General features: G+C 66.9%; 18 protein-coding genes. 5 read left to right on the plus strand and 13 right to left on the minus strand.

Annotated features, from left to right (window positions below; genetic code table 11):
- Positions 1-91: 91 nt before the first annotated feature.
- On the minus strand, positions 92-1,402 hold the full coding sequence (locus tag AC4D2Q_RS14750; RefSeq protein ID WP_490947252.1) for a class I SAM-dependent RNA methyltransferase: 1,311 nt from the start codon (positions 1,400-1,402) through the stop codon (positions 92-94).
- Between the two features lie 137 nt (positions 1,403-1,539).
- On the opposite strand from AC4D2Q_RS14750, the gene AC4D2Q_RS14755 reads away from it, so the two are divergent.
- On the plus strand, positions 1,540-2,214 hold the full coding sequence (locus AC4D2Q_RS14755) for a potassium channel family protein (RefSeq protein WP_490925033.1): 675 nt from the start codon (positions 1,540-1,542) through the stop codon (positions 2,212-2,214).
- Entirely contained in the window at positions 2,211-2,867 is a 657-nt protein-coding gene (locus AC4D2Q_RS14760; RefSeq protein WP_490925032.1) for a potassium channel family protein, read from the plus strand. The genes AC4D2Q_RS14755 and AC4D2Q_RS14760 overlap by 4 nt, the downstream gene beginning before the upstream one ends.
- Positions 2,868-2,897: 30 nt before the next feature.
- Here the strand turns inward: AC4D2Q_RS14760 and AC4D2Q_RS14765 are convergent, their stop codons facing one another.
- The 4 genes from AC4D2Q_RS14765 to dut all read right to left on the minus strand — a co-directional run bounded on the left by AC4D2Q_RS14765 (position 2,898) and on the right by dut (position 5,244).
- Positions 2,898-3,620 (minus strand): DUF3159 domain-containing protein, encoded by a 723-nt coding sequence (locus tag AC4D2Q_RS14765; RefSeq protein WP_490947253.1) that lies wholly within the window; start codon positions 3,618-3,620, stop codon positions 2,898-2,900.
- On the minus strand, positions 3,617-3,973 hold the full coding sequence (locus AC4D2Q_RS14770) for a single stranded DNA-binding domain-containing protein (RefSeq protein WP_490947254.1): 357 nt from the start codon (positions 3,971-3,973) through the stop codon (positions 3,617-3,619). The genes AC4D2Q_RS14765 and AC4D2Q_RS14770 overlap by 4 nt, the downstream gene beginning before the upstream one ends.
- A gap of 4 nt (positions 3,974-3,977) precedes the next feature.
- Complete coding sequence (locus tag AC4D2Q_RS14775; protein WP_490947255.1) at positions 3,978-4,733, minus strand: DUF3710 domain-containing protein; 756 nt, start codon at positions 4,731-4,733, stop codon at positions 3,978-3,980.
- 61 nt (positions 4,734-4,794) lie between these two features.
- A complete protein-coding gene (gene dut, locus AC4D2Q_RS14780) occupies positions 4,795-5,244 on the minus strand; it encodes a dUTP diphosphatase (RefSeq protein WP_490947378.1) in 450 nt (149 codons plus the stop codon).
- Positions 5,245-5,459: 215 nt separating this feature from the next.
- Here dut and AC4D2Q_RS14785 point away from each other — a divergent pair, with 215 nt between their 5' ends.
- Entirely contained in the window at positions 5,460-5,924 is a 465-nt protein-coding gene (locus tag AC4D2Q_RS14785) for a DUF3093 domain-containing protein (RefSeq protein WP_490925028.1), read from the plus strand.
- A gap of 62 nt (positions 5,925-5,986) precedes the next feature.
- Here the strand turns inward: AC4D2Q_RS14785 and AC4D2Q_RS14790 are convergent, their stop codons facing one another.
- Positions 5,987-6,289: a DUF4193 domain-containing protein gene (locus AC4D2Q_RS14790; RefSeq protein ID WP_490947256.1), complete on the minus strand. Its 303-nt coding sequence runs from the start codon at positions 6,287-6,289 to the stop codon at positions 5,987-5,989.
- 310 nt (positions 6,290-6,599) lie between these two features.
- On the opposite strand from AC4D2Q_RS14790, the gene sepH reads away from it, so the two are divergent.
- Positions 6,600-8,084 (plus strand): septation protein SepH, encoded by a 1,485-nt coding sequence (gene sepH, locus AC4D2Q_RS14795; RefSeq protein ID WP_490947257.1) that lies wholly within the window; start codon positions 6,600-6,602, stop codon positions 8,082-8,084.
- A gap of 3 nt (positions 8,085-8,087) precedes the next feature.
- On the opposite strand, the gene AC4D2Q_RS14800 is transcribed toward sepH, so the two are convergent.
- The 6 genes from AC4D2Q_RS14800 to AC4D2Q_RS14825 form a co-directional block, all read right to left on the minus strand.
- Positions 8,088-8,333: a helix-turn-helix transcriptional regulator gene (locus AC4D2Q_RS14800; RefSeq protein ID WP_490947258.1), complete on the minus strand. Its 246-nt coding sequence runs from the start codon at positions 8,331-8,333 to the stop codon at positions 8,088-8,090.
- Between the two features lies 1 nt (position 8,334).
- On the minus strand, positions 8,335-8,799 hold the full coding sequence (locus AC4D2Q_RS14805; RefSeq protein ID WP_490947259.1) for a hypothetical protein: 465 nt from the start codon (positions 8,797-8,799) through the stop codon (positions 8,335-8,337).
- Positions 8,800-9,064: 265 nt separating this feature from the next.
- Positions 9,065-9,817 (minus strand): thymidine kinase, encoded by a 753-nt coding sequence (locus AC4D2Q_RS14810; protein ID WP_490947260.1) that lies wholly within the window; start codon positions 9,815-9,817, stop codon positions 9,065-9,067.
- A gap of 2 nt (positions 9,818-9,819) precedes the next feature.
- Positions 9,820-11,043 (minus strand): alkaline phosphatase family protein, encoded by a 1,224-nt coding sequence (locus AC4D2Q_RS14815; protein WP_490947261.1) that lies wholly within the window; start codon positions 11,041-11,043, stop codon positions 9,820-9,822.
- 6 nt (positions 11,044-11,049) lie between these two features.
- Positions 11,050-11,721, minus strand: a complete 672-nt coding sequence (locus AC4D2Q_RS14820; RefSeq protein ID WP_400932723.1) for a DUF5998 family protein — start codon at positions 11,719-11,721, stop codon at positions 11,050-11,052.
- A gap of 110 nt (positions 11,722-11,831) precedes the next feature.
- Entirely contained in the window at positions 11,832-14,528 is a 2,697-nt protein-coding gene (locus AC4D2Q_RS14825) for a bifunctional acetate--CoA ligase family protein/GNAT family N-acetyltransferase (RefSeq protein ID WP_490947262.1), read from the minus strand.
- 113 nt (positions 14,529-14,641) lie between these two features.
- On the opposite strand from AC4D2Q_RS14825, the gene AC4D2Q_RS14830 reads away from it, so the two are divergent.
- Positions 14,642-17,167, plus strand: coding sequence for a DNA gyrase/topoisomerase IV subunit A (locus AC4D2Q_RS14830; RefSeq protein WP_490947263.1), 2,526 nt, complete (start codon positions 14,642-14,644; stop codon positions 17,165-17,167).
- 515 nt (positions 17,168-17,682) lie between these two features.
- Here the strand turns inward: AC4D2Q_RS14830 and AC4D2Q_RS14835 are convergent.
- A complete protein-coding gene (locus AC4D2Q_RS14835) occupies positions 17,683-20,055 on the minus strand; it encodes a heavy metal translocating P-type ATPase (protein WP_490947264.1) in 2,373 nt (790 codons plus the stop codon).
- Between the last annotated feature and the right edge of the window lie 7 nt (positions 20,056-20,062).

Here is a 20,062-nt window from a genome sequence, read left to right on the forward strand (position 1 = left end):
GCCCGAAGACACCGCCGAGCCGCCCGCCAAATTTGGCCGGCGGCCCGGGGAACCTCCCAATTCTGCGGACGGCCCCTCGAGCCGGGTCCGGCTACGGGCGGGTCAGAACCGCAAAGGATTCCATGTGGTGGGTGTGCGGATACAGGTCGAAGACCCGCAGTGAGTCCAGCTGCCAGCCGAGGTCCTGGAAGTAGCCCAGGTCGCGGGCAAACGACGCCGGATCGCAGGACACGTAGCCCACGACGCGGGGCGCGGCGGCGTCGATCCGGGCCACCACATCCTTGCCTGCGCCCACGCGCGGCGGATCCAGCAGGACGACGTCGAGCCGGCCCTCGTAGGCGGCCAGCGCTTTGTCCACGCGTCCCTGCAGGATCTCCACCTGCGGAGCAGCAAAGAGATTCTTGCGGGCGTCGCGGCTGGCGGAAGGAGAACCTTCCACCGACAGCACGCGGCCGGTCTCGCCGACGGCGTCTGCCAGCGGTGCCGTGAACAGTCCGGCACCGGCGTACAGGTCCGCTACCTGCTCGCCCGGCTGGAGCTGCAGTCCCTCCAGGACCGCCCCTGCCAAGGTGGCGGGCGCGCTGCGGTGAATCTGCCAGAAACCGGCACCGGTCACCCGGTAGTCATGCCCCAGCACGTTTTCTGACACCCAGGTGCGGCCGCGGAGCCGGTTCAGGGTGGACGTTTCGGGATCCCAGGAGGCAATGGAAGTTCCCTCGGGAAGGGCGGAAGCAATCCGGCCCAGGGCCTTGGGATGGGCGCCTTCAGCAGGAATAAGGAGCACCAGCGGAGCGCCCGAGGACGGAACGGCCACCTCAACGCGGGAGACGCCGCTGAAGTCAACGTCCCACAGCTGCAGATCATTGACGGCGTCAACGGCCAGCGGCATGCGCTGGACCGGGATCAGTTCATCGGAGCGGTGGGCGTGCATGGCCAGCCGGCCGCCCGGAGCAACCGAGAAGCTGGCGCGGGTCCGCCAGTGCAGTCCGTCTTCGCGTTCGTCCAGCGCCGGTTCCACCATGACATCGCGGTCCACTTTGGCGAGGCGGTGCAGCTGCTCTGCGAAAATCTGTCCCTTGAGCTCGCGCTGCACGGACAGGTCGATGTGGCCGAATTCGGCGCCGCCCACCGGCAGGCGCCCGCGGGAGGCCGCACGCAGCGCGTCGGCTTCGGGCCAGAAGTGCTCCACCCGGCCCGGAGCTGCTTCGAGGACCTCGGTAACGTCCGCGCGCCAGAACTTGGCGCCGTCGCCCGCTTCCGTCAGGCGGGCGCGGACCCGCTCACCCGGCAGCGCATGGCGGACAAAGACCACGCGGCCTTCGTGCCGGGCCACAAAGTGGCCGCCGTGTGCGGGCGCGCCGATGGTGAGTTCGATCTCGGATTCGGTGGTGTCGGTCGTCATAGTGCCGGATACTTCCTGATGGAGCCTAAAAGACCATCACACCATGTCCCGGACCCGGGTGCATATTCGCCCGGGTCCGGGGTCTATGCTGGCGGTTGGGTTTTTTCGCAGCAGATCATCAGGAACCGAGGTAGCAGGTGGCCCATTACGTCATCATGGGGTGTGGACGCGTAGGCGTGTCCCTCGCCCACACACTGGACAATGCCGGGCACACGGTGGCCGTCATTGACCAGGACGAGAGGGCCTTCCGTCGCCTGCGCCACACGTTCACGGGCCGGAAGGTCACCGGCGTCGGCTTTGACCGGGTCACCCTGAAGGAGGCCGGGATCGAGGAGGCCTACGCTTTTGCGGCCGTGTCGTCGGGCGACAACTCAAACATCCTCGCCACCCGCGTTGCCCGCGAGACGTTCCACGTTCCCCACGTTGTGGCGCGGATCTACGACCCGGGACGCGCTGAGATCTACCAGCGCCTGGGCATCCCCACAGTGGCCGCGGTGCGCTGGAGCGCGGATCAGGTCCTGCGGCGCATCCTGCCGGAGCAGAGCATCAACGGTGACTTCCGCGAGTCCTCCGGCCGGCTCATCCTGGGCGAACTGTCCCTGCATGAGGGCTGGATGGGCGCCACGCTCACCGGCATTGAACAGGCCGCCGGTGTCCGCATCGCGTACCTGACCAGGTTCGGCGAGGGAATACTCCCCCGGCCTGACACCAGCTACCAGCAGGGCGACGTCCTGCACGCCATGATGAACGTGGAACGCACCAGCGAAATCAGCCGTATTTTGTCCGTTGCGCCCGTCAAGGAGATCCAGTGAAAGTCGTCATAGCCGGGGCCGGCAGCGTAGGGTCCTCCATCGCCAAGGAGCTGCTTTCCCACAAGCATGAAGTTCTTCTGATTGATGAGAAGCCGGAGGTGGTGGGACGCAGCGGGCTGCTGGGCGCCCACTGGCTGATCGGGGACGCGTGCGAGCTGACCACGCTGAAGGATGCCCGGCTCGAGGAGGCCGACGTCATGGTGTCCGCCACCGGCGACGACAAGGTCAATTTGGTGGTGTCCCTGCTCGCGAAGAGCGAGTTCGGCGTGGCACGCACCGTGGGCCGCGTGAACAATCCCAAGAACGACTGGATGTTTGATGATTCCTGGGGCGTGGATGTGGCGGTCAACACGCCCCGCCTGATGACGGCCCTTGTGGAAGAGGCAGTGGAGGTGGGCGACCTGGTGCGGCTGCTGACGCTGCAGACCGGCGTTTCCTCCATGGTGGAATTCACCGTTCCGGCCGATTCGCCGCTGACCGGCCGGACGCTGGGGTCCATCGACTGGCCCCTGGACGCCGCCGTCACCGCCATCCTGCGCGACGACGCGCCCATCACGCCCAGCAACGACGACGTCATCGAGCCCGGCGACGAACTCTTCTTCATCTGCACGATTGCCGCCGAGGACCAGCTGCGGGCGGTCCTGCTGCCCTAGGAGTTCTGCTTCTCTAGGGGTTCCGCTTCTCTAGGGGTTCTGCTGCGGCAGCGGCCGGGAAACCACCCAGGCCAGCCAAAGCCCCAGCGCGTAGAGGGGCACTCCCATGGCCAGGCGCATGGTGCCGAGGGCACCAACATTGTCCGCCAGATAGAGCGGCAGCTGGACCCCCAGGCGCAGCGCAAAGACGGCAATAATGATCCAGGTGGCCAGCGCGTAGGCACGGGTCCGCTTGCGGCTGGCGCGCCATTCAACGTTTTCCCCCCGGATAAACCCGAAGAGCAGGCCCGCCACCGGCCAGCGGACGGCAATGGACAGGCCGAACGCCAGGATGTAGGCGGCGTTGAGGTAGAAGCCCGGCAGGAAGAATTCCGTGCCGCTGCCGCTGCGCAGGGCGACGACGGCGCAGATCACCACGCCGATCACCCCGGTCAGCGACTGCATCAGCGGGCGCTTCTGGACCAGGTTGGCCACCGAGAAGACGCCAGCCGAGGCCACGGCCGCGGCCAGCGACAGGTAGAGCCCGGACGTCAGGGTGAAGAGCAGGGTAAAGAGCAGGCCGGGAACAATGGCTTCCGCCAGGCCCCGGACTCCGCCCACGGACTTGAGCACATCAATCTGGCCGTCGTCCTTGCGCTCCACACCGGCACGGGCGGCGTAGGCGCCGGCTACGTCGCCGAAACTGGGCTGCTCGCCGCTGTTGCCCTTGCCCGTCGAGGGTTCGGGCCCGTCGCTGCCGGGTCGCTCAGTCATGTTTCATTCTCCGGACGTCCGATGATTTCATAGCGGGGGTTGTAGATGGTGGGGTAACTTCCCACGGTGCTGACCATGCCTTCGAAGGCCAGCTGGGTACCGGCTTCCACCCCCGGCACCCGCCGCTGACCCAGCCAGATAAGCCGGACACGTGCACGCGGTTTCCGGGATGCCGGATCCCGGTACGCCGCTTCCCGGTCCTCCACCATCGCCGTGAAGCGCGGAGGTTCCGTCGCCGGAACCACGGTGATGGACTCCACGTAGCCGCCGCTGTACACCCGGCCGCGGTCCGGCAGGGCGCTGACGTGCACCGGCTCCTGCTTGCCCGGCGGGAGGGATTGCTGGGAGGGCATCAGGTCAGCCGATGGTCGTGATCTCGGGGCCCCGCTCGGGAGGAGCGGGCCGGTCCGAATCGTCGGTGCGCTTGGGCAGGGGTGAGGCATCGCGCGGCAGCCGCAGCTGCAGCAGGTCCCGCGGCGGCAGCGGCTGTTCGCCGCGCACCACCACTACGTCGCGGAAGACCGTTTCCAGCGGCTTGGCGGCCTCGGGGTTCAATGCTGCAGGTCCGCCGAAGACACCGCGCAGGAACCAGCGGGGTCCGTCAAAGCCTACAAACCGTGCCACCCGGTAGCCCTTGGAGCCGTCCTGTGCCTGGGCAGGGACCTTGGCCAGCAGCTCGGTGCCGAAGACGCCGGCAATCTCGTCCACGGTGCCGCCCTGCGAGCCCACGGATTTGCCGATCTGGCCGCGGATGTCGTCCCAGAGGCTCTCCGAGCGCGGCGCCGCGAACGCCTGAAGCTGCAGACTGGATCCGTCGAGGTCCAGTGTTACGGCCACGACGCGCTGGGTTTTCTCTTCCACTTCCAGACGCAGCTGCAGACCCGGGGTCGCAGCGATGCGCAGCGCGCCCAGATCCACGTAGCCGTCCAGGGACGGCTTGTCGGCGGCGTCCCAGGGGCCCGCGGCCGCTGTTGCCGCCGAACCGTTCACAACGTCTGAGGATGCCGAACCGGCAGCCGCAGATCCGGCATCCCCGCGGGCTTCGCTCTGCTCCTCGCCGCTCAGTTCCTGCTGATCTTGTTCCTGCTTGTTTTTCTTCCGCCCAAATGCCATGACCGGGTTCCTCTCTCGTATGGGGAGGGCCGCGCGCTGCTGGCCCCCGGGGACAGCCGCTCTAGGCAGGCAGTGCAGTAAAACCGCCGGTGGAACCGAATCCTCCGACGCCGCGGACGGACTCGGACAATTCATCAACCAGTTCAAAAGACGCCGTCTCCACCCGCTGGATCACCATCTGGGCGATCCGGTCACCCCGGCTCAGGGTGATGGAATTGGAGCTGTCCGTGTTAAGCAGCGTGACACTGATCTCGCCCCGGTAGCCGGCGTCGACTGTGCCGGGAGCGTTAACCACAGTGAGGCCGTGCTTGGTGGCAAGCCCGGACCGGGGGTGAATAAACGCCGCGTAACCAAAGGGAAGCGCCAGGGCCACGCCGGTGGGAACAAGCTTGCGCTCCCCCGGTTCAAGGACAAAGTCAACGCGTGTGCGAAGGTCCGCTCCGGCGTCGCCCGGGTGGGCGTACGACGGCGGTTCCAGCCCGTCGTCGAGCATTTTCAGCTGCACGGTCATGGTGGGGCCTGCTTCAAACACCAGTGTCTCCGACTTTCCTTGTGTGATTCCTGGTACGCGTTCCAAGCGGATCAGCGCGCGCCCCGGATGCCTCCCGGGAATACCGAACCTCACTTTAGCGCGTTTTCCTGACGCTTCTCCGTACGCGTCGAACCGGCAATCCACCCGCCCGGGTCCAAGATGAAATACCGGCACAAAAGTGCCAAGCTAAAGGTATGTCATCCCCCTCTTCCCAGACCCCGGCCAGCACCGTTTTATACACGGAGCGGCTCCTTCCCTCATTTTGGATCTGGGTGATGGTCTTCGGGGCCTCCTGCGCCAGCATCCTTGTGTTCCTGCCGATCAGCGTCGAAACCGGGATTATTGCCGCCATCGTTTTCGCGGCAATCCTGGTGACCCTTTTGCTGCTGTCCACTCCCACCATCCGGGTTACGGCGGACACCCTGCAGGTGGGCAAGGCCGAAATTGAGCGGCGCTACGTGGGCGCTGTGGAGGGCTTCCGGGGAGACGACGCCACATACCAGCGCGGCCGCGGATTGAACGCCACGGCCTTCATGTGCTTCCGCGGGTGGATTTCGCCGGTGGTCAAAATCGAAATCACCGACCCCGCCGACCGCACGCCATACTGGCTCACGTCCACCCGCCACCCGGAAGAGCTGGTCCGCGCGCTCAGCAGTTAGGACTGCCGGTGCAGGTGGCGGTTACGGCCGGCCGCCTGCGCACTGAAGGCTCGGGTGAGCCTTCAGCCCTCACAGTCGATGCAGTAGTACAGCCCGTCTTTCTCAGCAGCTATCTGAGATCGGTGCCGAACCAGGAAGCAGGATGCACAGGTGAATTCGTCAGCCTGTGCAGGCAGGACCCGGACCAGGAGTTCTTCGCCGGAGAGGTCCGCGCCGGGCAGTTCGAAGCTGTCTGCCGCTTCAGCCTCATCTTCGTCCACAACCGCCGACTGCGTGGTGGCAGTCCGGCGTGTTTTGAGTTCCTCGAGAGATTCCTCGCTGATGTCCTCGTCGGTCTTACGCGGCGCATCATAGTCAGTCGCCATAATTAGTACTCTCACCATCCGGTCGAGTTGTCGGGAGGGTTAATCGGGCCGACCTGCCGGCTGGACCGGCAAGCTTCTTCGGCTCTGAGGTATCAACGCAATGAGCTGGGGTTTTGTGCCCGTAAACCCGAGATTTTTGCGGACCCGGAAGCAAAACACCACACCGGGGCTCCGCCCGGGCTGCGGGAGGCCAAAAACACATGGCTCCCGCCGGGGCGAATCCGCGCCACACCCGCGCAAACAGTAGGCTTTCGGCCCGCCGGGTGGCATTGTTTCCAGAAGGAATTGCTATCGGGTGGAGGATTGGTTCATGCAGGATCTACGTCTCGTGGGTGTCCATGAGGGTGGCGAGCATTTGCTGCTCAGCGGCAAGGGCGGAGAGACATACCGCCTGCGCATGGATGAAGCGCTTCGGGTGGCAGTATCCCGCTCCATGCACCGCTCCACCGCCGCTGCCGCACGCCCCGAGGGTCCGGCCATGGCGCCGCGCGACATCCAGGCCCGGATCCGGTCAGGAGCCAGCGCCGAAGAAGTCGCTGAAGCTTCCGGCCTGGACCTCGCCCACATCCGCCGCTACGAGGGCCCGGTCCGCGCCGAACGCGACTACGTCGCCCGGCAGGCACAGTCCGTTGAGGTGGCAGCCCCCCTGCCCGCCGCACACGACGGCTACCGCAGCACTTTTGGGGACAGCCCGGTAAATCTTGGCGATATGGTCAATCACCGGCTCAAGGCCTTCGGCGTGGACCCGGACAGCGTCAAGTGGGACGCCTGGCGGCGCCCCGACTCCACCTGGGATGTGGTGGCCCGGTTTGATCTGCAGGACGGCTCACAGGTCTCAGTAGGTGAAGAACCACCGGCCCGCTGGACCTTCAGCCCCCTGCGGAAGAGCATTTCCAATGCCAACCGCTGGGCGCAGCTGCTGAGTGAACTGGAACCCCTGGACTCCCCTCTCCCGTCCCGCAGGCTTACCGCTGTTGCAGACCGTGTCTTTGATTTTGAGGCCGCCGCGGCTGAAGAAGACGGAGCAATCGTGGAAGGCGACGAGGACAACGCCAACCTGCTGGAGGTCCTGCGTTCCCGCCGCGGTCAGCGGCTTGGTGCCGATGAAAACGGCGATGATGCTCTGGCCGCCCTGCTGGCCAAGGGCAGCATCCCGGCAGCCCATCCCCGTGACGGACATTCCGACGCGGATGACTCCGCTTCCAGCCGTCCCCGCACCGGACATCTCACCCTGGCGGCCCCTGGCGTGAATACCGCGGCGGATGCACCAGATGCCGTGGATGCGGACCGGCTGCCCGGCGAAGTCAACCGGGACACCCGCGAACTCAGCGTCTTGACGCGGCCGCTCCGCCGTCGCAGCGAGGCAGCGGCCGGTGCCGGTGACAAGCCGTCGACGGATGGAAACGCCGCGGCATCGAGTGCAGAAGCTCAGAACTCCAAACCCGTGAAGAACGCCGTCCAGGCGGCCGCGCCCGCAGCAGAAGCCGACAGCGGCCTCACGGCAGCCGCGAATACGGCACCTTCCCCTGCCTCAGAGGATGCCGCTGCTTCAGACACCAACACCTCATCCGAGGCAGCTGCGGCCCGAGGCAAGGCCAAGACCGGGGGCCGCAAGGGCGGCCGGACCGACTTCCCCTGGGACCGGATGGGTTCCGGTGCCGCCCGTACTGACGCCGGAACAGGTGAGGACGGTTCCGGCAAGGATGAGAACGGCACCGACCGCCGTGCAGTCAAGCCCAAGCGCTCCTCCGTACCCAGCTGGGACGACATCGTCTTCGGCACCAAGGGCGACTAGCCTTCACGCCTGGGGCGCACCCGGTGCTTGGGATGTTCCGGGCGCGCCTGAGGAGTAGTCGTCGGGGATAAACAGGTCTTCGATGGTACTGCCGAAGAGCGACGCAAGCCGGAAGGCCAGCGGCAGGGACGGATCAAACCGTCCGCGTTCAATGGAGATGATGGTTTGGCGCGAGACGCCGAGCTCATCGGCGAGGTGCTGTTGGGACCACTCACGGTTCGAGCGGAATTCCTTAACTCGATTGCGCACGTCAGCCTTGGCGCCGCTGCAGCAGATAGCGCACGCCAAAGAGCACGGCGCACAGGACCAGCACGGCCGGCAGCACAAGCTTCAAGTTCACGGTAATTTCCCCCGGCAGGAATGCGAGAACAGTCCCCGCGACTCCGAGTATCAGGATGAGATCGGTGAAGGAACGGGACGCCGCCTTGTCATACCAGCCAGCCTCGATCGAATCGTCCGGCCGTTCGACCGCTCCCTCGATGGTGTTGCGGTCAACAACTGCCGCGTACACCAGCAGGGTTGCGGGCATCGTGAGCATAACCGCGAAGACGCAAAAGCCGAGCACCGGATTCGCCTCTGTGACGCCGGTGACCACGGCCAGCCATCCTCCGCCTGCTCCGAGGAGCAGCCCGCAGGGCAGAGCGACTGCCATGGCTGGCACCCGGCCGGAACCAAACCTCGCCTGTCCCCACTTGGTGCGCGTTTCAGTCTCCATCCCGCTCTCCCCTTCCGATGTTTAGCCCGCTTGTCATGTACAGACTGCTTTACATGTACAGCCTGCTTTACACGCGAGCTCTCGTCAAGGGTTCCGGCCAGCCCCGGCGCAGCCAGGCGCTGCCGTAGCGGTCCCGCAGGATACGTCCTCAGGATGTCCCTCACGGCCAGGTGATTGCCGAACGTTCAGCGTGCCGGCCACGCAGAGATCGACGTGGCGCGCCGGTCTGCCATGACTTCACGCGAGGCCACGGGACCTGAGCTCCTTAGGGGATGCGGGGATGAACCGCGCAGACGTCCAGGTCGGCCGGAGAGTCATCAGCAGCGGAGATCGACTCCGCCTGGTGGGCCGTGACCCGGCGCATGTAGTGCCGGCGGCAGAGGGTTTCATATCCCACGACGGGCGCTGTTTCCACGGCTTCCGCGGAGAACAGCGGTTCCTCGGTGACACCCGGTGCCGCTCCGGCCGGTGCCGCGGCGGGAGCATGCTTGCCGACGTCGCCCACCACCACCTGGTCGCCTTCCACCACCATCACGCCGTCCACGGTCCGGGCGTTGTGGGTGGCCCGCCGGCCGCACCAGCACAGCGCGCGGACCTGGAGCACTTCCGTCCGGTCAGCGAGTTCGATCAGCCGCTGGGAGCCCGGGAAAAGACGTGTGCGGAAGTCGGAGGTGATGCCGAAAGCAAACACATCCACGCACAGCTCATCCACGACACGCGCCAGCTGCTCCACCTGGTCCGCGGCGTAGAACTGGGCTTCGTCACAGATGAGGTAATCCACCCGGAAACCTGCCTGGCGGCGGTTCGTCACTTCGTCCCAGAAATCCGTGGCGTCCGTGACCTCCACTGCGGGGGTGCGCAGACCTAACCGGGAGGAAATCATTGACTCCCCCGCCCGGTCATTGCGGCTGAACAGGATCCCGCCGCGGCCGCGGGCACTGTGGTTGTAGTCCATCTGCAGTGCCAGCGTGGATTTTCCGCAGTCCATGGTTCCGGAAAAGAAAACAAGCTCAGCCACTGTTACTTCTTTCTCCCGCCGGCAGAAGCCCCGGGGTTGCGCTTGGCGGCCGGTGCAGCGAGCTGCAGCAGCGGAACTTCCCGCTCCGCGCGGGTCAGGGAGCCGTGCTGGCCCACCACTTCCAGCGAAGCCGGCCGCATGCGGCGCAGGTCATACAGGGCAATAGGCTCCCGCGCCAGCACCAGCACGTCACCGATGCGCGGCAGCACGGCCTCCGTCACGACGGCGCCGAAATAGCCTGCCGCAATGGCTTCCTGCCGCGTGGCGATCCAGATTTTATTGCCGTACGCGCTGCGCCAGGCAGCCATCAGCTTGTCGCGGTCCTGCTCGTCGGTGCCGGGTTCCAGATAGAGGTGCACCATCCGCGGCTCCCCCGCCGTGTGGCGGACCCCCGCGATGAGTGCGGGGTCTTCCGAGAAGTCGTAGCGGTGCTCGGGAGCAACATCGACCATGCCGTGGTCCGCGGTGAGCAGCAGCAGCGTGTCAGCCGGCAGGCGGGCGGCCAGGAGCTTGAGCGCACTGTCCAGCTCTTCCAGCTGGAAGCCCCACTGCTGTGACTGGGCGCCGTGCTTGTGTCCGGCTTTGTCCAGCTCGTTCCAGTACAGGTACATCAGCATTTTCGGGGATCCGGCCAGGGCCTGAACCGCGGCGGCAACCCGGGCGTGGACACCGGTGGCGCCGATGAAGTCGCCCCCGCGCAGGGCGGCGCGGGTCATGGCGGAATCCTCGAAGCGGGGAAGACTGACCGATGCCACCGGAATGTGCTCGGCCGCCCGTTCCAGGACCGTGGGGCAGGGCTGCCACCGTGCGGGGTCCACCCCCGCATCCCAGTTCCCGAGCATGTTGACGACTTTGTCCTGCTCCGGGTCCAGCACGTCGTATCCGACCATGCCGTGCTCACCCGGCGGGCGTCCGGTGCCCAGCGAAGCGAGGGACGCCGCCGTCGTCGTCGGGAAAGCGGCGGTGAGGACGCGCGCCGTGGGCAGAAAGCCCCGCAGGAAGGGTGCGTGGCCGCCGCGCTGCTTGAGCAGGGACCAGCCAAGGCCGTCCACCATGACGACGCAGACGCGTTTGGCGGCCGGCAGGTTCAGGGTGTTTTCGAACCCTGGCACTCCGAGCACGGCGGCGGAGCTGGTAAGGACATCGGCAACGCTGCTGCGTCCGTAGCCGGGAGCGGGAGGCAGCGGTTCACCGGAGGGCGAGCTTGTTCCGGAGGGCGAGTTCATGGCCCCTTACCGCTGGTGGTGGCCGCGGTTGAAGCGGCTGCCGAGGCCGGCGGCGCGCTGGCGCGCTTCCCCGGTGTCCAGGGCGCGCAGATTCACGGTGTCCGTGTTGACCTTTCGCAGGGCCCGGGCAAAGTCCTTGGCATTCTGCACCGCCTGGGCTCCGTCCGCCTCGGCGCTGACCCGGAGCACAATGTCCTCCTGGGCGATGCTGCCGGTGTAGCCGTGGTCGGCGTCGCACTGCGGGTCCGCGCATCCTGCCGGCCCCATGTCCAGCCGCTGGCCGCCGGACCAGGCGATGGCCAGGGTCAGTTCGCGGGCCTGGTCGGAGGGCTTGTAGTTCTGCGGCTGGGCGTACATGTAGCCCAGGACCACGGACCGGATCTGCGTTACCGGAACCGATTCGGTGGAAACCTGCGCCATCATCTGTTCCCCGGCCTCGTCCAGCTGCTGGTCATCCACGTGGGTGATCACCAGCATGTCCTCGGTGAGCACCAGCACGGTGATGTGGCGGTGCACCTCGGTGCGCTCGAAGTGGGTCTCCAGGTGAATCAGGTGGGACAGCGGTTCCCGGCCGTCCAGGGCGTCGTGGACGACGTCGGCCAGAAGCGTGGGGTAAAAGCCGGCCCGCTCCATGGATGCGTCCAGGCTGCGGCGTTCAGAAGAAAGTAACGGCGACATGGTTCCAGTTTCCCCCAGACAGCGCCCCAGCACCTAAATGGCGCGCGGGAGCACACCAAGTGAGTCCTGGATCGCTTTGCGCCTTCCCCCGGATCCCGCGTGGTCCGGCCTTAATCCCGCATGGCACGCCGGGCGCTGTCGGTGCGCTGCTGCGGGTTGCCGACGCGGACGTCGGCGCTGAGGACGGTGACTCCGGTGGTGGAAACCAGCACCGGGTTGATCTCCAGCAGGGCGATCTCGGGGTGTTCGTCCTTGAGCAGCGCCAGCCGGGAAATCAGGTCCTCGAGGGCCGCAACGTTGGCCTTGGGCAGCCCCTGGTAGCCGAAGAGCTTGCCGGAGGCGCGCGGGGCGCGCACCAGGTCGGCAATATCGGTGTTGGTCAGCGGCGGAATGCCATGTGCCCAGTCGTCCAGCAGGTTCACCGCATCCCCGGCCAGGCCGAAGGACAGCACCGGTCCCAGCAGCGGATCTTCGATGGCCCGCACGGTGCAGCCCTGCCCGGCGGGAGCCATGGTCTGCACTTCAAGCTCAAAGCTGCCGTAGGGTTCCAGCGCCTGCTTCATCTGCGCAATGTTGGTCCGGAGCTCCTCGGGCGTGGAGATGTTCAGCCGCACTCCGCCCAGATCCAGGCGGTGCCGCAGGTGTTCGTCCATGGTTTTGATGGCAACCGGCCAGCCAAGGGAATCCGCTGCCGCCACTGCCTCCTCCGCACTGGTAAACGGAACCGAGGGCAGCAGCTGCACGCCGTAGTGGCCGAGCAGCTGCGTGGCCGCCGCCGAGGGCAGCCGCATCAGCTCATCACCGGTCACGCCGGTCAGCTGTTCCTCAATCAAGGCGCGGGCGGCCTCCGGATCCACGCCGGCCGGCTCCACATAGTGGCCGTGGTCCCGGGCGGCCCATTCGGTGTATCTCATCAGGGCGGCGAGCGCGGCAACGGCGGCGCCCGGGCTGGCGAAGCACGGCAGGCCCGACTGGCGCCCGTCCTCCTCCCGGCCTCCCGCCGTGAACAATCCCTCCACATGCGCACCGGGATCCATGATGCCGGTGAAGGCGGCGACGATGGGCTTACCCGTTTCCGCCACGCATTCCTGCAGGCACTGGGCAATTTTCTCGGTGGTCAGCCCGACCGAAGGCAGCAGCGTCACCACGCCGGCATGCACGCCGTCGGCCGCGAGCGCCTTGGTGACGGTGGCCCGCAGCAGCGGCAGGGCAACACTCATGCCGCTGTCCAGGGAAAGGTCAGTCTGCAGGCTGCCCACTTCCAGTTCCAGGCCGACGGCGGCATCGGCCACCACGCGTCCCAGCGCGGCGGAGTTGCTGAAAACCGCCAGGGAACGGCCGGCCGGAAGCGGCTGGCTCACGGCAATCTGGGCCACATCCATCAGCTGCTCGTTGGTGTTCACCCGGATGACCCCCGACTGCCGCAGCATGGCATCCAGTGCCCCGGCCGGCGCCTGGGTGGTCCGCACGGCATGGCCTGGGGGAAGCTGCAGCCCGGTGACATCGGACTTCGCCACGATCACGGGTTTGGAGGTGGCCAGCCGCCGGGCGATGCGGGAGAACTTGCGGGGGTTGCCCACGGATTCCAGGTACATGCCCACCACCCGGGTGTCAGTGTCATCCTCCCAGTACTGCATGGCGTCGTTGCCGGAGACGTCGGCCCGGTTTCCCGCGGAGATGGTGGAGGACAGCCCCAGGCTGCGCCGCTGCGCCGCCGCGTAGAGCAGCACCCCGATCGCCGCGGACTGGCTGAACAGTCCCAGTCCCCCGGGCACCGGCATGGACGGCGCCATGGAGGCGTTCAGATTTACGTCCGGCCGGGTGTTGATCAGACCCAGCGACGCCGGGCCCACCACGCGCATGCCATTGGCGCGGGCGTGCCGCACCAGCCGGCGCTGGCGGGCCAGGCCGCGTTCGCCGTCGCCCGCGAAACCGGCGGTGACCACCAGCAGTCCCTTGACGCCGGCACGGCCGCACTCCTCCACCACAGGCAGCACCTGGTCATAGGGGACGGCAATGACGGCCAGCTGCACCGGTTCCGGCACATCCGCGATCCGCGCGTAGGACACCATTCCGGCCAGCTCGAAGGCCTCCGGATTCACCCCGTAGACGGCGCCGGTGAACCCGCCCTCGATGATGTGTTCCAGGAGCTGGTAGCCCACCTTGCCCCACTCCCGGCTGGCTCCGATGACCGCCACGGACGACGGCGAGAGCAGGTCCGCCACGCTGCGGGCCTCCGCTCGGTGTTCGCGTGCTTCCATCACGGCCCGGGACTTGTCCGTGGGGTCGATGTTGAAGTCCAGGGCGATGACGCCGTCGTCGAAATGCCGGCGCACCTCGTAGCCGGCGTCCGCGAAGACCCCGATCATTTTGCGGTTTTCGGGGAGCACTTCCGCGGAGAACCGGCGGATGCCGTTTTCCCGCGCGGCGGCGGCCAGGTGTTCCAGCAGGATGGAGCCCAGCCCGCGGCCCTGGTGGCCGTCCGAAATGTTGAAGGCGACCTCGGCCTCGGTGGGGTCATCGAGGCGGTCGTAGCGGCCAATGCCGATAATCTCCGAGCCGATGGTGATGACAAAGGCCACCCGGTCCTTGTAGTCCACGTTGGTGAACCGTGCCAGTTCCTTGTTGCTGAGCTTGGCCTTGTAGGTGAAGAAGCGCAGGTAGATGGAGCTTTGGGACTGGCGCATGTGGAACTCCTGCAGCGCCTGCGCGTCCCCGGGTGTCACAGGTCTCAGATGCCCTGTGCCGCCGTCCCGCAACACCACGTCAGCTTCCCAATATTCGGGGTAATGTCCCTGCTCCGCCATAGACTCAGAGTAGTGGGAAATTTTCTCCGCTGTCTGCAGGACGCTTCGGCCGCCGCGCCGAACCCGCCTGCACCCCCGTTTGCCCCCTACCAATGCAAGGACCCGACAACAGCATGGCCCGGCGCCAACCCGTCTCCAAAACCGCACCCGGCGAGAAAATCGCCGAGAACATCATCGACATTGATGTCACCACCGAGATGGAAGGTTCCTTCCTCGAGTACGCGTACTCGGTGATCTACTCCCGCGCCCTTCCCGACGCCCGCGACGGCCTCAAGCCCGTCCAGCGCCGCATCCTGTACATGATGGCGGACATGGGTCTGCGGCCGGACCGCGGCCATGTGAAATCCGCCCGGGTGGTGGGCGAGGTCATGGGCAAGCTCCATCCGCACGGTGACTCTGCCATCTACGACGCGATGGTCCGCATGGCCCAGGACTGGGCGCTGCGCCTGCCGCTGATCGACGGACACGGCAACTTCGGTTCGCTCGACGACGGCCCCGCCGCCGCGCGGTACACCGAGGCCCGCCTGGCCGCACCGGCGCTGACGCTGACGGATCACCTGGATGAAGACGTAGTGGACTTTGTCCCCAACTATGACAACCAGCTGATGCAGCCCGAGGTGCTTCCGGCGGCCTTCCCCAACCTGCTGGTCAACGGAACCACGGGCATCGCCGTCGGCATGGCCACCAACATGGCTCCGCACAACCTCGGCGAGGTCATTGCCGCCACCCAGCACCTGATCGCCAATCCGGACGCCACACTGGATGAGCTGATGCGCTTCATCCCCGGCCCGGACCTGCCCAGCGGCGGCCGGATTGTGGGACTGGACGGCATCCGCGACGCGTATGCCTCCGGCCGCGGTTCCTTCAAGACCCGCGCCAAGGTGGAGGTGGAGCAGCTCTCCGCCCGCCGCACCGGCCTGGTGATCACGGAACTGCCGTACATGGTGGGTCCGGAAAAGGTCATCGAGAAAATCAAGGATGCGGTGACCTCCAAGAAGCTGCAGGGCATCTCGGACGTGGTGGACCTGACCGACCGCAGCCACGGACTGCGCCTGGTGATTGAGCTGAAGAACGGCTTCAATCCCAACGCCGTGCTGGCCCAGCTGTACCGGTACACGCCCATGGAGGATTCCTTCGGCATCAACAACGTCACCCTGGTGGACGGGCAGCCCCGGACCCTGGGTCTGGTGGAGCTGCTGCAGGTCTATGTGGCGCACCGCCTCGGCGTCGTGCGCCGCCGCACCGCTTTCCGCCTGCGCAAGAAGCAGGACCGGCTGCACCTGGTCGAAGGCCTGCTCATTGCGATTGTGGACATTGACGAGGTCATTCAGATCATCCGCACCTCGGATGAGACGGCACAGGCGCGTGAACGCCTGATGGCCGTCTATGACCTCACGGAAATCCAGGCCAACCACATCCTGGAGCTGCGCCTGCGCCAGCTCACCAAGTACTCGCGCATCGAGCTGGAGAAGGAAAAGGATGACCTGCTCCTGGCGATCAAGGAGCTGCAGGCCATCCTCGATTCAGAGCCGCGGCTGCGCGCCCTGGTCTCCGAGGAGCTCGGCGAGGTGGCCGCGAAGTACGCCACCCCGCGGCGGACGGTGCTGCTCGAATCCGAGGCCGCCTCTCCGCTGAAGGGTGTGGCCGCTGCTCCCGCCGTCACCGGCAAGGGCGCCAAGGCGGCAATGCCGCTGGAGATCGCAGATGACCCCTGCTGGGTTATCCTCACCAGTTCCGGCCAGCTGGCCCGCACGTCCAACCAGGAGCCGCTCACCGAAGCCGGCCAGCGGGTGCGCCACGATGTGTTCCGGTCCGTGGTGAAAACGACGGCGCGCGGCGAGATCGGGGCGGTGACGTCGTCGGGCCGGATGATCCGCGTCCAGGTACTGGACATGCCGGCCCTGCCTCCCACCGCGGGCCTGCCCAACATGGCCGGCGGGGTTCCGGTGAAGGACTTCATGACCCTGGCCAAGGGCGAGAAGCTGATCGGCCTGGTGCCGCTGAACGAGATCATTGCGCTGGGAACGCGGAACGGCATCGTGAAGCGGGTCAACCCGGAGTACCCGCTGAACCGCGACGACTGGGAAGCCATTACGCTCAAGCCCAAGGACGAAGTCGTGGGCCTGGGGGTAGCCGCACAGGACACCGACGAGCTGGTGTTCATTACCGAACAGGCCCAGCTGCTGCGCTTCAGCGCGTCGCTGGTCCGTCCGCAGGGACGTACCGCCGGCGGTGTGGCCGGCATCAAGCTCGGTGCCGATGACCGGGTGCTGTTCTTCGGCGTGGTGGCGCAGAATGATCCGGCCGCCGTCGTTGTGACCGTGTCCACGGGCGCCGAGACCCTCCCCGGGACGCCCGGGGGTTCGGTGAAGGTGACCGAGTTCTCCGAGTATCCGGTGAAGGGCCGGGCCACCGGCGGCGTGCGCGCCCACCGTTTCCTGAAGGGCGAGGATGCGCTGGCGGTGGCGTGGGCCGGGCACGGTCCGGCGAAGGCTGCCGCTGCCAACGGTGTGGCCCGGGCACTGCCCACCGAACACGGACGGCGGGACGGCTCCGGCATTCCGCTGACCAACCAGGTGGACCAGGTGGGGCCGAGCAACACGCCGGTTGAGCCGGGCGAGGATCCGGCCGCGGGCTAGGTCCGGCACAGGCGAAGGCCGGGTGGTCTGCGGACCGTCCGGCCTTCGCTGTCTCCTGAGGCCACTACGAATCCGGCGCGGGATCTCTCGTGCAGCTAACGGGCTTAAACTGCCGGCCCCCGGATCCTTCGTGCAGCTAGCGGCGCTAAATCGCCGGCCCCCGGATCCTTCGTGCACGTAACGGGCTGAAAAACGGTCCTGTGAATTTCTTCGTGCAGATAACGGACTCAAACACGTCATATCGGCCTTGATAAGGGCCTAATCTGCACGCAGGAATTCCGCAAGGCCCGTTATCTGCACGAAAGATGCGGCGAAGTAACCCTGTGCGTAGATCCGGCTGGTTGAAAGTCCCCAAAAGGCTGAACACTGGATCCGCCACGGACTCCACAGCGTTCCGCTGTCCGTTAACGCACTGCGCCCGCCGGCCCAGAGGGACCGGCGGGCGCAGTTCTGACTGCATGATTCGATATAGGAGTGATTCCGCCGGAGATCTGCCGCGGCAGGACTTGCCCCGCCTAGCTGTGCTGCTTGCCGAAGTTGCGCAGCCGCAGGGAGTTGCCGACCACCAGCACGGAGCTGGCGGCCATCGCGGCGCCGGCAATCATCGGGTTCAGCAGCCCCAGGGCCGCCACCGGAATGCCCACTGCGTTGTAGAAGAAGGCCCAGAACAGGTTCGTCTTGATGGTGCCCAGGGTGCGCCGGGACAGTTCGATGGCCGTGGCCACCTGACCCAGATCGTTGCCCATCACGGTCAGGTCCGCTGCCTCGATGGCGACGTCGGTGCCGGAGCCCATCGCGATGCCGAGGTCCGCCTGCGCCAGCGCCGGGGCGTCGTTCACGCCGTCGCCGGCCATGGCCACGGTGGCTCCTTCGGCCTGGAACCGCTTCACGGCTTCCACTTTGCCCTCGGGGCGGACGTCAGCGAGCACGTCTTCCGGGGCGATCCCCACGGCGGCCGCCACCCGGCCGGCCACCACCGCGTTGTCTCCGGTGAGCAGCACGGGCCGCAGTCCCAGGGTCCGCAGGCGTGCAATGGCAGCCACGGAACCGGGCTTGAGGTTGTCCTGCAGGCTAATGATTCCGGCGGCCCGGCCGTCCACGGCCACCAGGACAGCCGTGGATCCGGCTTCCTGCTCGGCCCGCAGCATTGTCCGGGCCTCCTCGGGCAGGTGGATCCCGTTGTCTTCCAGCCAGCCGGGGCGTCCGGCGACGACGGCGCGTCCGTTCACTGTTCCGCGGACACCGCCGCCGGGCGCCGAATCGAACCCGCTCACCGGGGCGAGTGCGCCGTCGGGTGCTGCATTCTGAGCAGCGGCGGCGACGGCGACGGCGATCGGATGCTCCCCCGCCGCCTCCACGGATCCGGCCAGCTGCAGCAGTTCCTGCTCATCAAAGACCGGATCCAGGGTCACGGTCCGCACCACGGACAGCCGTCCGTCCGTCACCGTGCCGGTCTTGTCCAGCACAATGGTGTCCACGGTGCGGGTGTCTTCGAGCACCTGCGGGCCCTTGATGAGGATGCCCAGCTGGGCTCCGCGGCCGGTGCCGGTGAGCAGGCCAACGGGAGTGGCCAGACCCAGGGCGCACGGGCAGGCAATGACCAGGACGGCGACGGCGGCGGTGAAGGCTGCCTGCAGGTCGCCGCTGAAGACCAGCCACAGCACGAAGGTCAGCACGGCAATGCCAAGGACAATCGGCACGAAGACGGCGCTGATCCGGTCCGCCAGCCGCGCGATCGGTGCCTTGCCGGACTGCGCGTCGCTGACCAGGCGCCCCATCTGGGCCAGGGTGGTTTCACTGCCCACCCGCGTGGCGGTGACCAGCAGCCGGCCCGAGGTGTTGACCGTGGCACCGGTGACGGTATCCCCCGGACCCACTTCCACCGGAACGGATTCTCCCGTGATCAGGGAGGCGTCCACCGCCGAGTGTCCGTCGGTGACCACGCCGTCGGCCGCGATCTTCTCACCGGGACGGACCACAATGACGTCGCCAACCACCAGGTCCTGCGCCGGAACCCGGACCTCGGCGCCGTCGCGCAGCACGGTGGCATCCTTGGCACCCAGGCTCAGGAGTGCTTTCAGGGCGTCGCCCGCGCGGGCCTTGGCATTGGCCTCCAGATACCTTCCCAGCAGCAGGAAGGTGACCACCACGGAGGCAACTTCGAAGTAGAGGTTGGCGTGCCCGCCGTCGGCCATTCCCTGCATATCCGACATGCCGCCGTGGGCGGTCAGGGCAGGATCGGCAAGGAGGATGCCCAGCGAAAACAGGTAGGACGCGATGACGCCCAGGGACACCAGGGTGTCCATGGTGGACGCGAAGTGCCGGGCGTTGATCGCCGCAGCCCGGTGAAAGGGCCAGGCGGACCAGGTGACCACCGGCAGGGACAGCAGCGCAGCAACCCAGCCCCAGTTGCTGAACTGCAGTGCCGGAATCATGGAAATGAGGAACACCGGCACCGTGAGGACGGCGGCCAGGATCAGCCGCGGACGCAGCGTGGCCGCCGTTCCGCCGTGAGCCATGTGGTCCTCGCCGGTTTGCTCCATGCCGGGGCCATCATGGTCTGCATGCTCCTCGGCGCTCCCGTGCGCCCCGCCGTCGTGCGCTGTGCCGCCGTGCGCTCCGACGGCGGAACGCGACGATCCGGCGGGCCCGACCAGGCTGGCCTTATAGCCGGCCGAATCCACGGCCTGCAGGATCTGCTCGTCCGTGACACCGTCCGGAACACGCACCCGCGCGGATTCCAGCGGAAGGTTGACCGTGGCTTCGACGCCCTCAATCTTTCCCAGTTTCCGTTCCACCCGGCCCACGCAGGAAGCGCACGTCATGCCTTCAACCTTGAGGTCGATGACCCGCGGCTGCGGCTGCTGGAGCAGTTTTTCGGTACTCATGGGGATG

This window comes from Arthrobacter sp. TJ-178, from assembly GCF_058269275.1.

What these genes read in the sequence shown, in the direction of transcription:
- AC4D2Q_RS14750 (WP_490947252.1), bottom strand. Translation starts at nt 1,402, where the DNA reads ATGACGACCGACACCACCGAATCCGAGATCGAACTCACCATCGGCGCG.
- AC4D2Q_RS14765 (WP_490947253.1), bottom strand. Translation starts at nt 3,620, where the DNA reads ATGACTGAGCGACCCGGCAGCGACGGGCCCGAACCCTCGACGGGCAAG.
- AC4D2Q_RS14770 (WP_490947254.1), bottom strand. Translation starts at nt 3,973, where the DNA reads ATGCCCTCCCAGCAATCCCTCCCGCCGGGCAAGCAGGAGCCGGTGCAC.
- AC4D2Q_RS14775 (WP_490947255.1), bottom strand. Translation starts at nt 4,733, where the DNA reads ATGGCATTTGGGCGGAAGAAAAACAAGCAGGAACAAGATCAGCAGGAA.
- dut (WP_490947378.1), bottom strand. Translation starts at nt 5,244, where the DNA reads ATGACCGTGCAGCTGAAAATGCTCGACGACGGGCTGGAACCGCCGTCG.
- AC4D2Q_RS14785 (WP_490925028.1), top strand. Translation starts at nt 5,460, where the DNA reads ATGTCATCCCCCTCTTCCCAGACCCCGGCCAGCACCGTTTTATACACG.
- AC4D2Q_RS14790 (WP_490947256.1), bottom strand. Translation starts at nt 6,289, where the DNA reads ATGGCGACTGACTATGATGCGCCGCGTAAGACCGACGAGGACATCAGC.
- sepH (WP_490947257.1), top strand. Translation starts at nt 6,600, where the DNA reads ATGCAGGATCTACGTCTCGTGGGTGTCCATGAGGGTGGCGAGCATTTG.
- AC4D2Q_RS14805 (WP_490947259.1), bottom strand. Translation starts at nt 8,799, where the DNA reads ATGGAGACTGAAACGCGCACCAAGTGGGGACAGGCGAGGTTTGGTTCC.
- AC4D2Q_RS14815 (WP_490947261.1), bottom strand. Translation starts at nt 11,043, where the DNA reads ATGAACTCGCCCTCCGGAACAAGCTCGCCCTCCGGTGAACCGCTGCCT.
- AC4D2Q_RS14820 (WP_400932723.1), bottom strand. Translation starts at nt 11,721, where the DNA reads ATGTCGCCGTTACTTTCTTCTGAACGCCGCAGCCTGGACGCATCCATG.
- AC4D2Q_RS14825 (WP_490947262.1), bottom strand. Translation starts at nt 14,528, where the DNA reads ATGGCGGAGCAGGGACATTACCCCGAATATTGGGAAGCTGACGTGGTG.
- AC4D2Q_RS14830 (WP_490947263.1), top strand. Translation starts at nt 14,642, where the DNA reads ATGGCCCGGCGCCAACCCGTCTCCAAAACCGCACCCGGCGAGAAAATC.
- AC4D2Q_RS14835 (WP_490947264.1), bottom strand. Translation starts at nt 20,055, where the DNA reads ATGAGTACCGAAAAACTGCTCCAGCAGCCGCAGCCGCGGGTCATCGAC.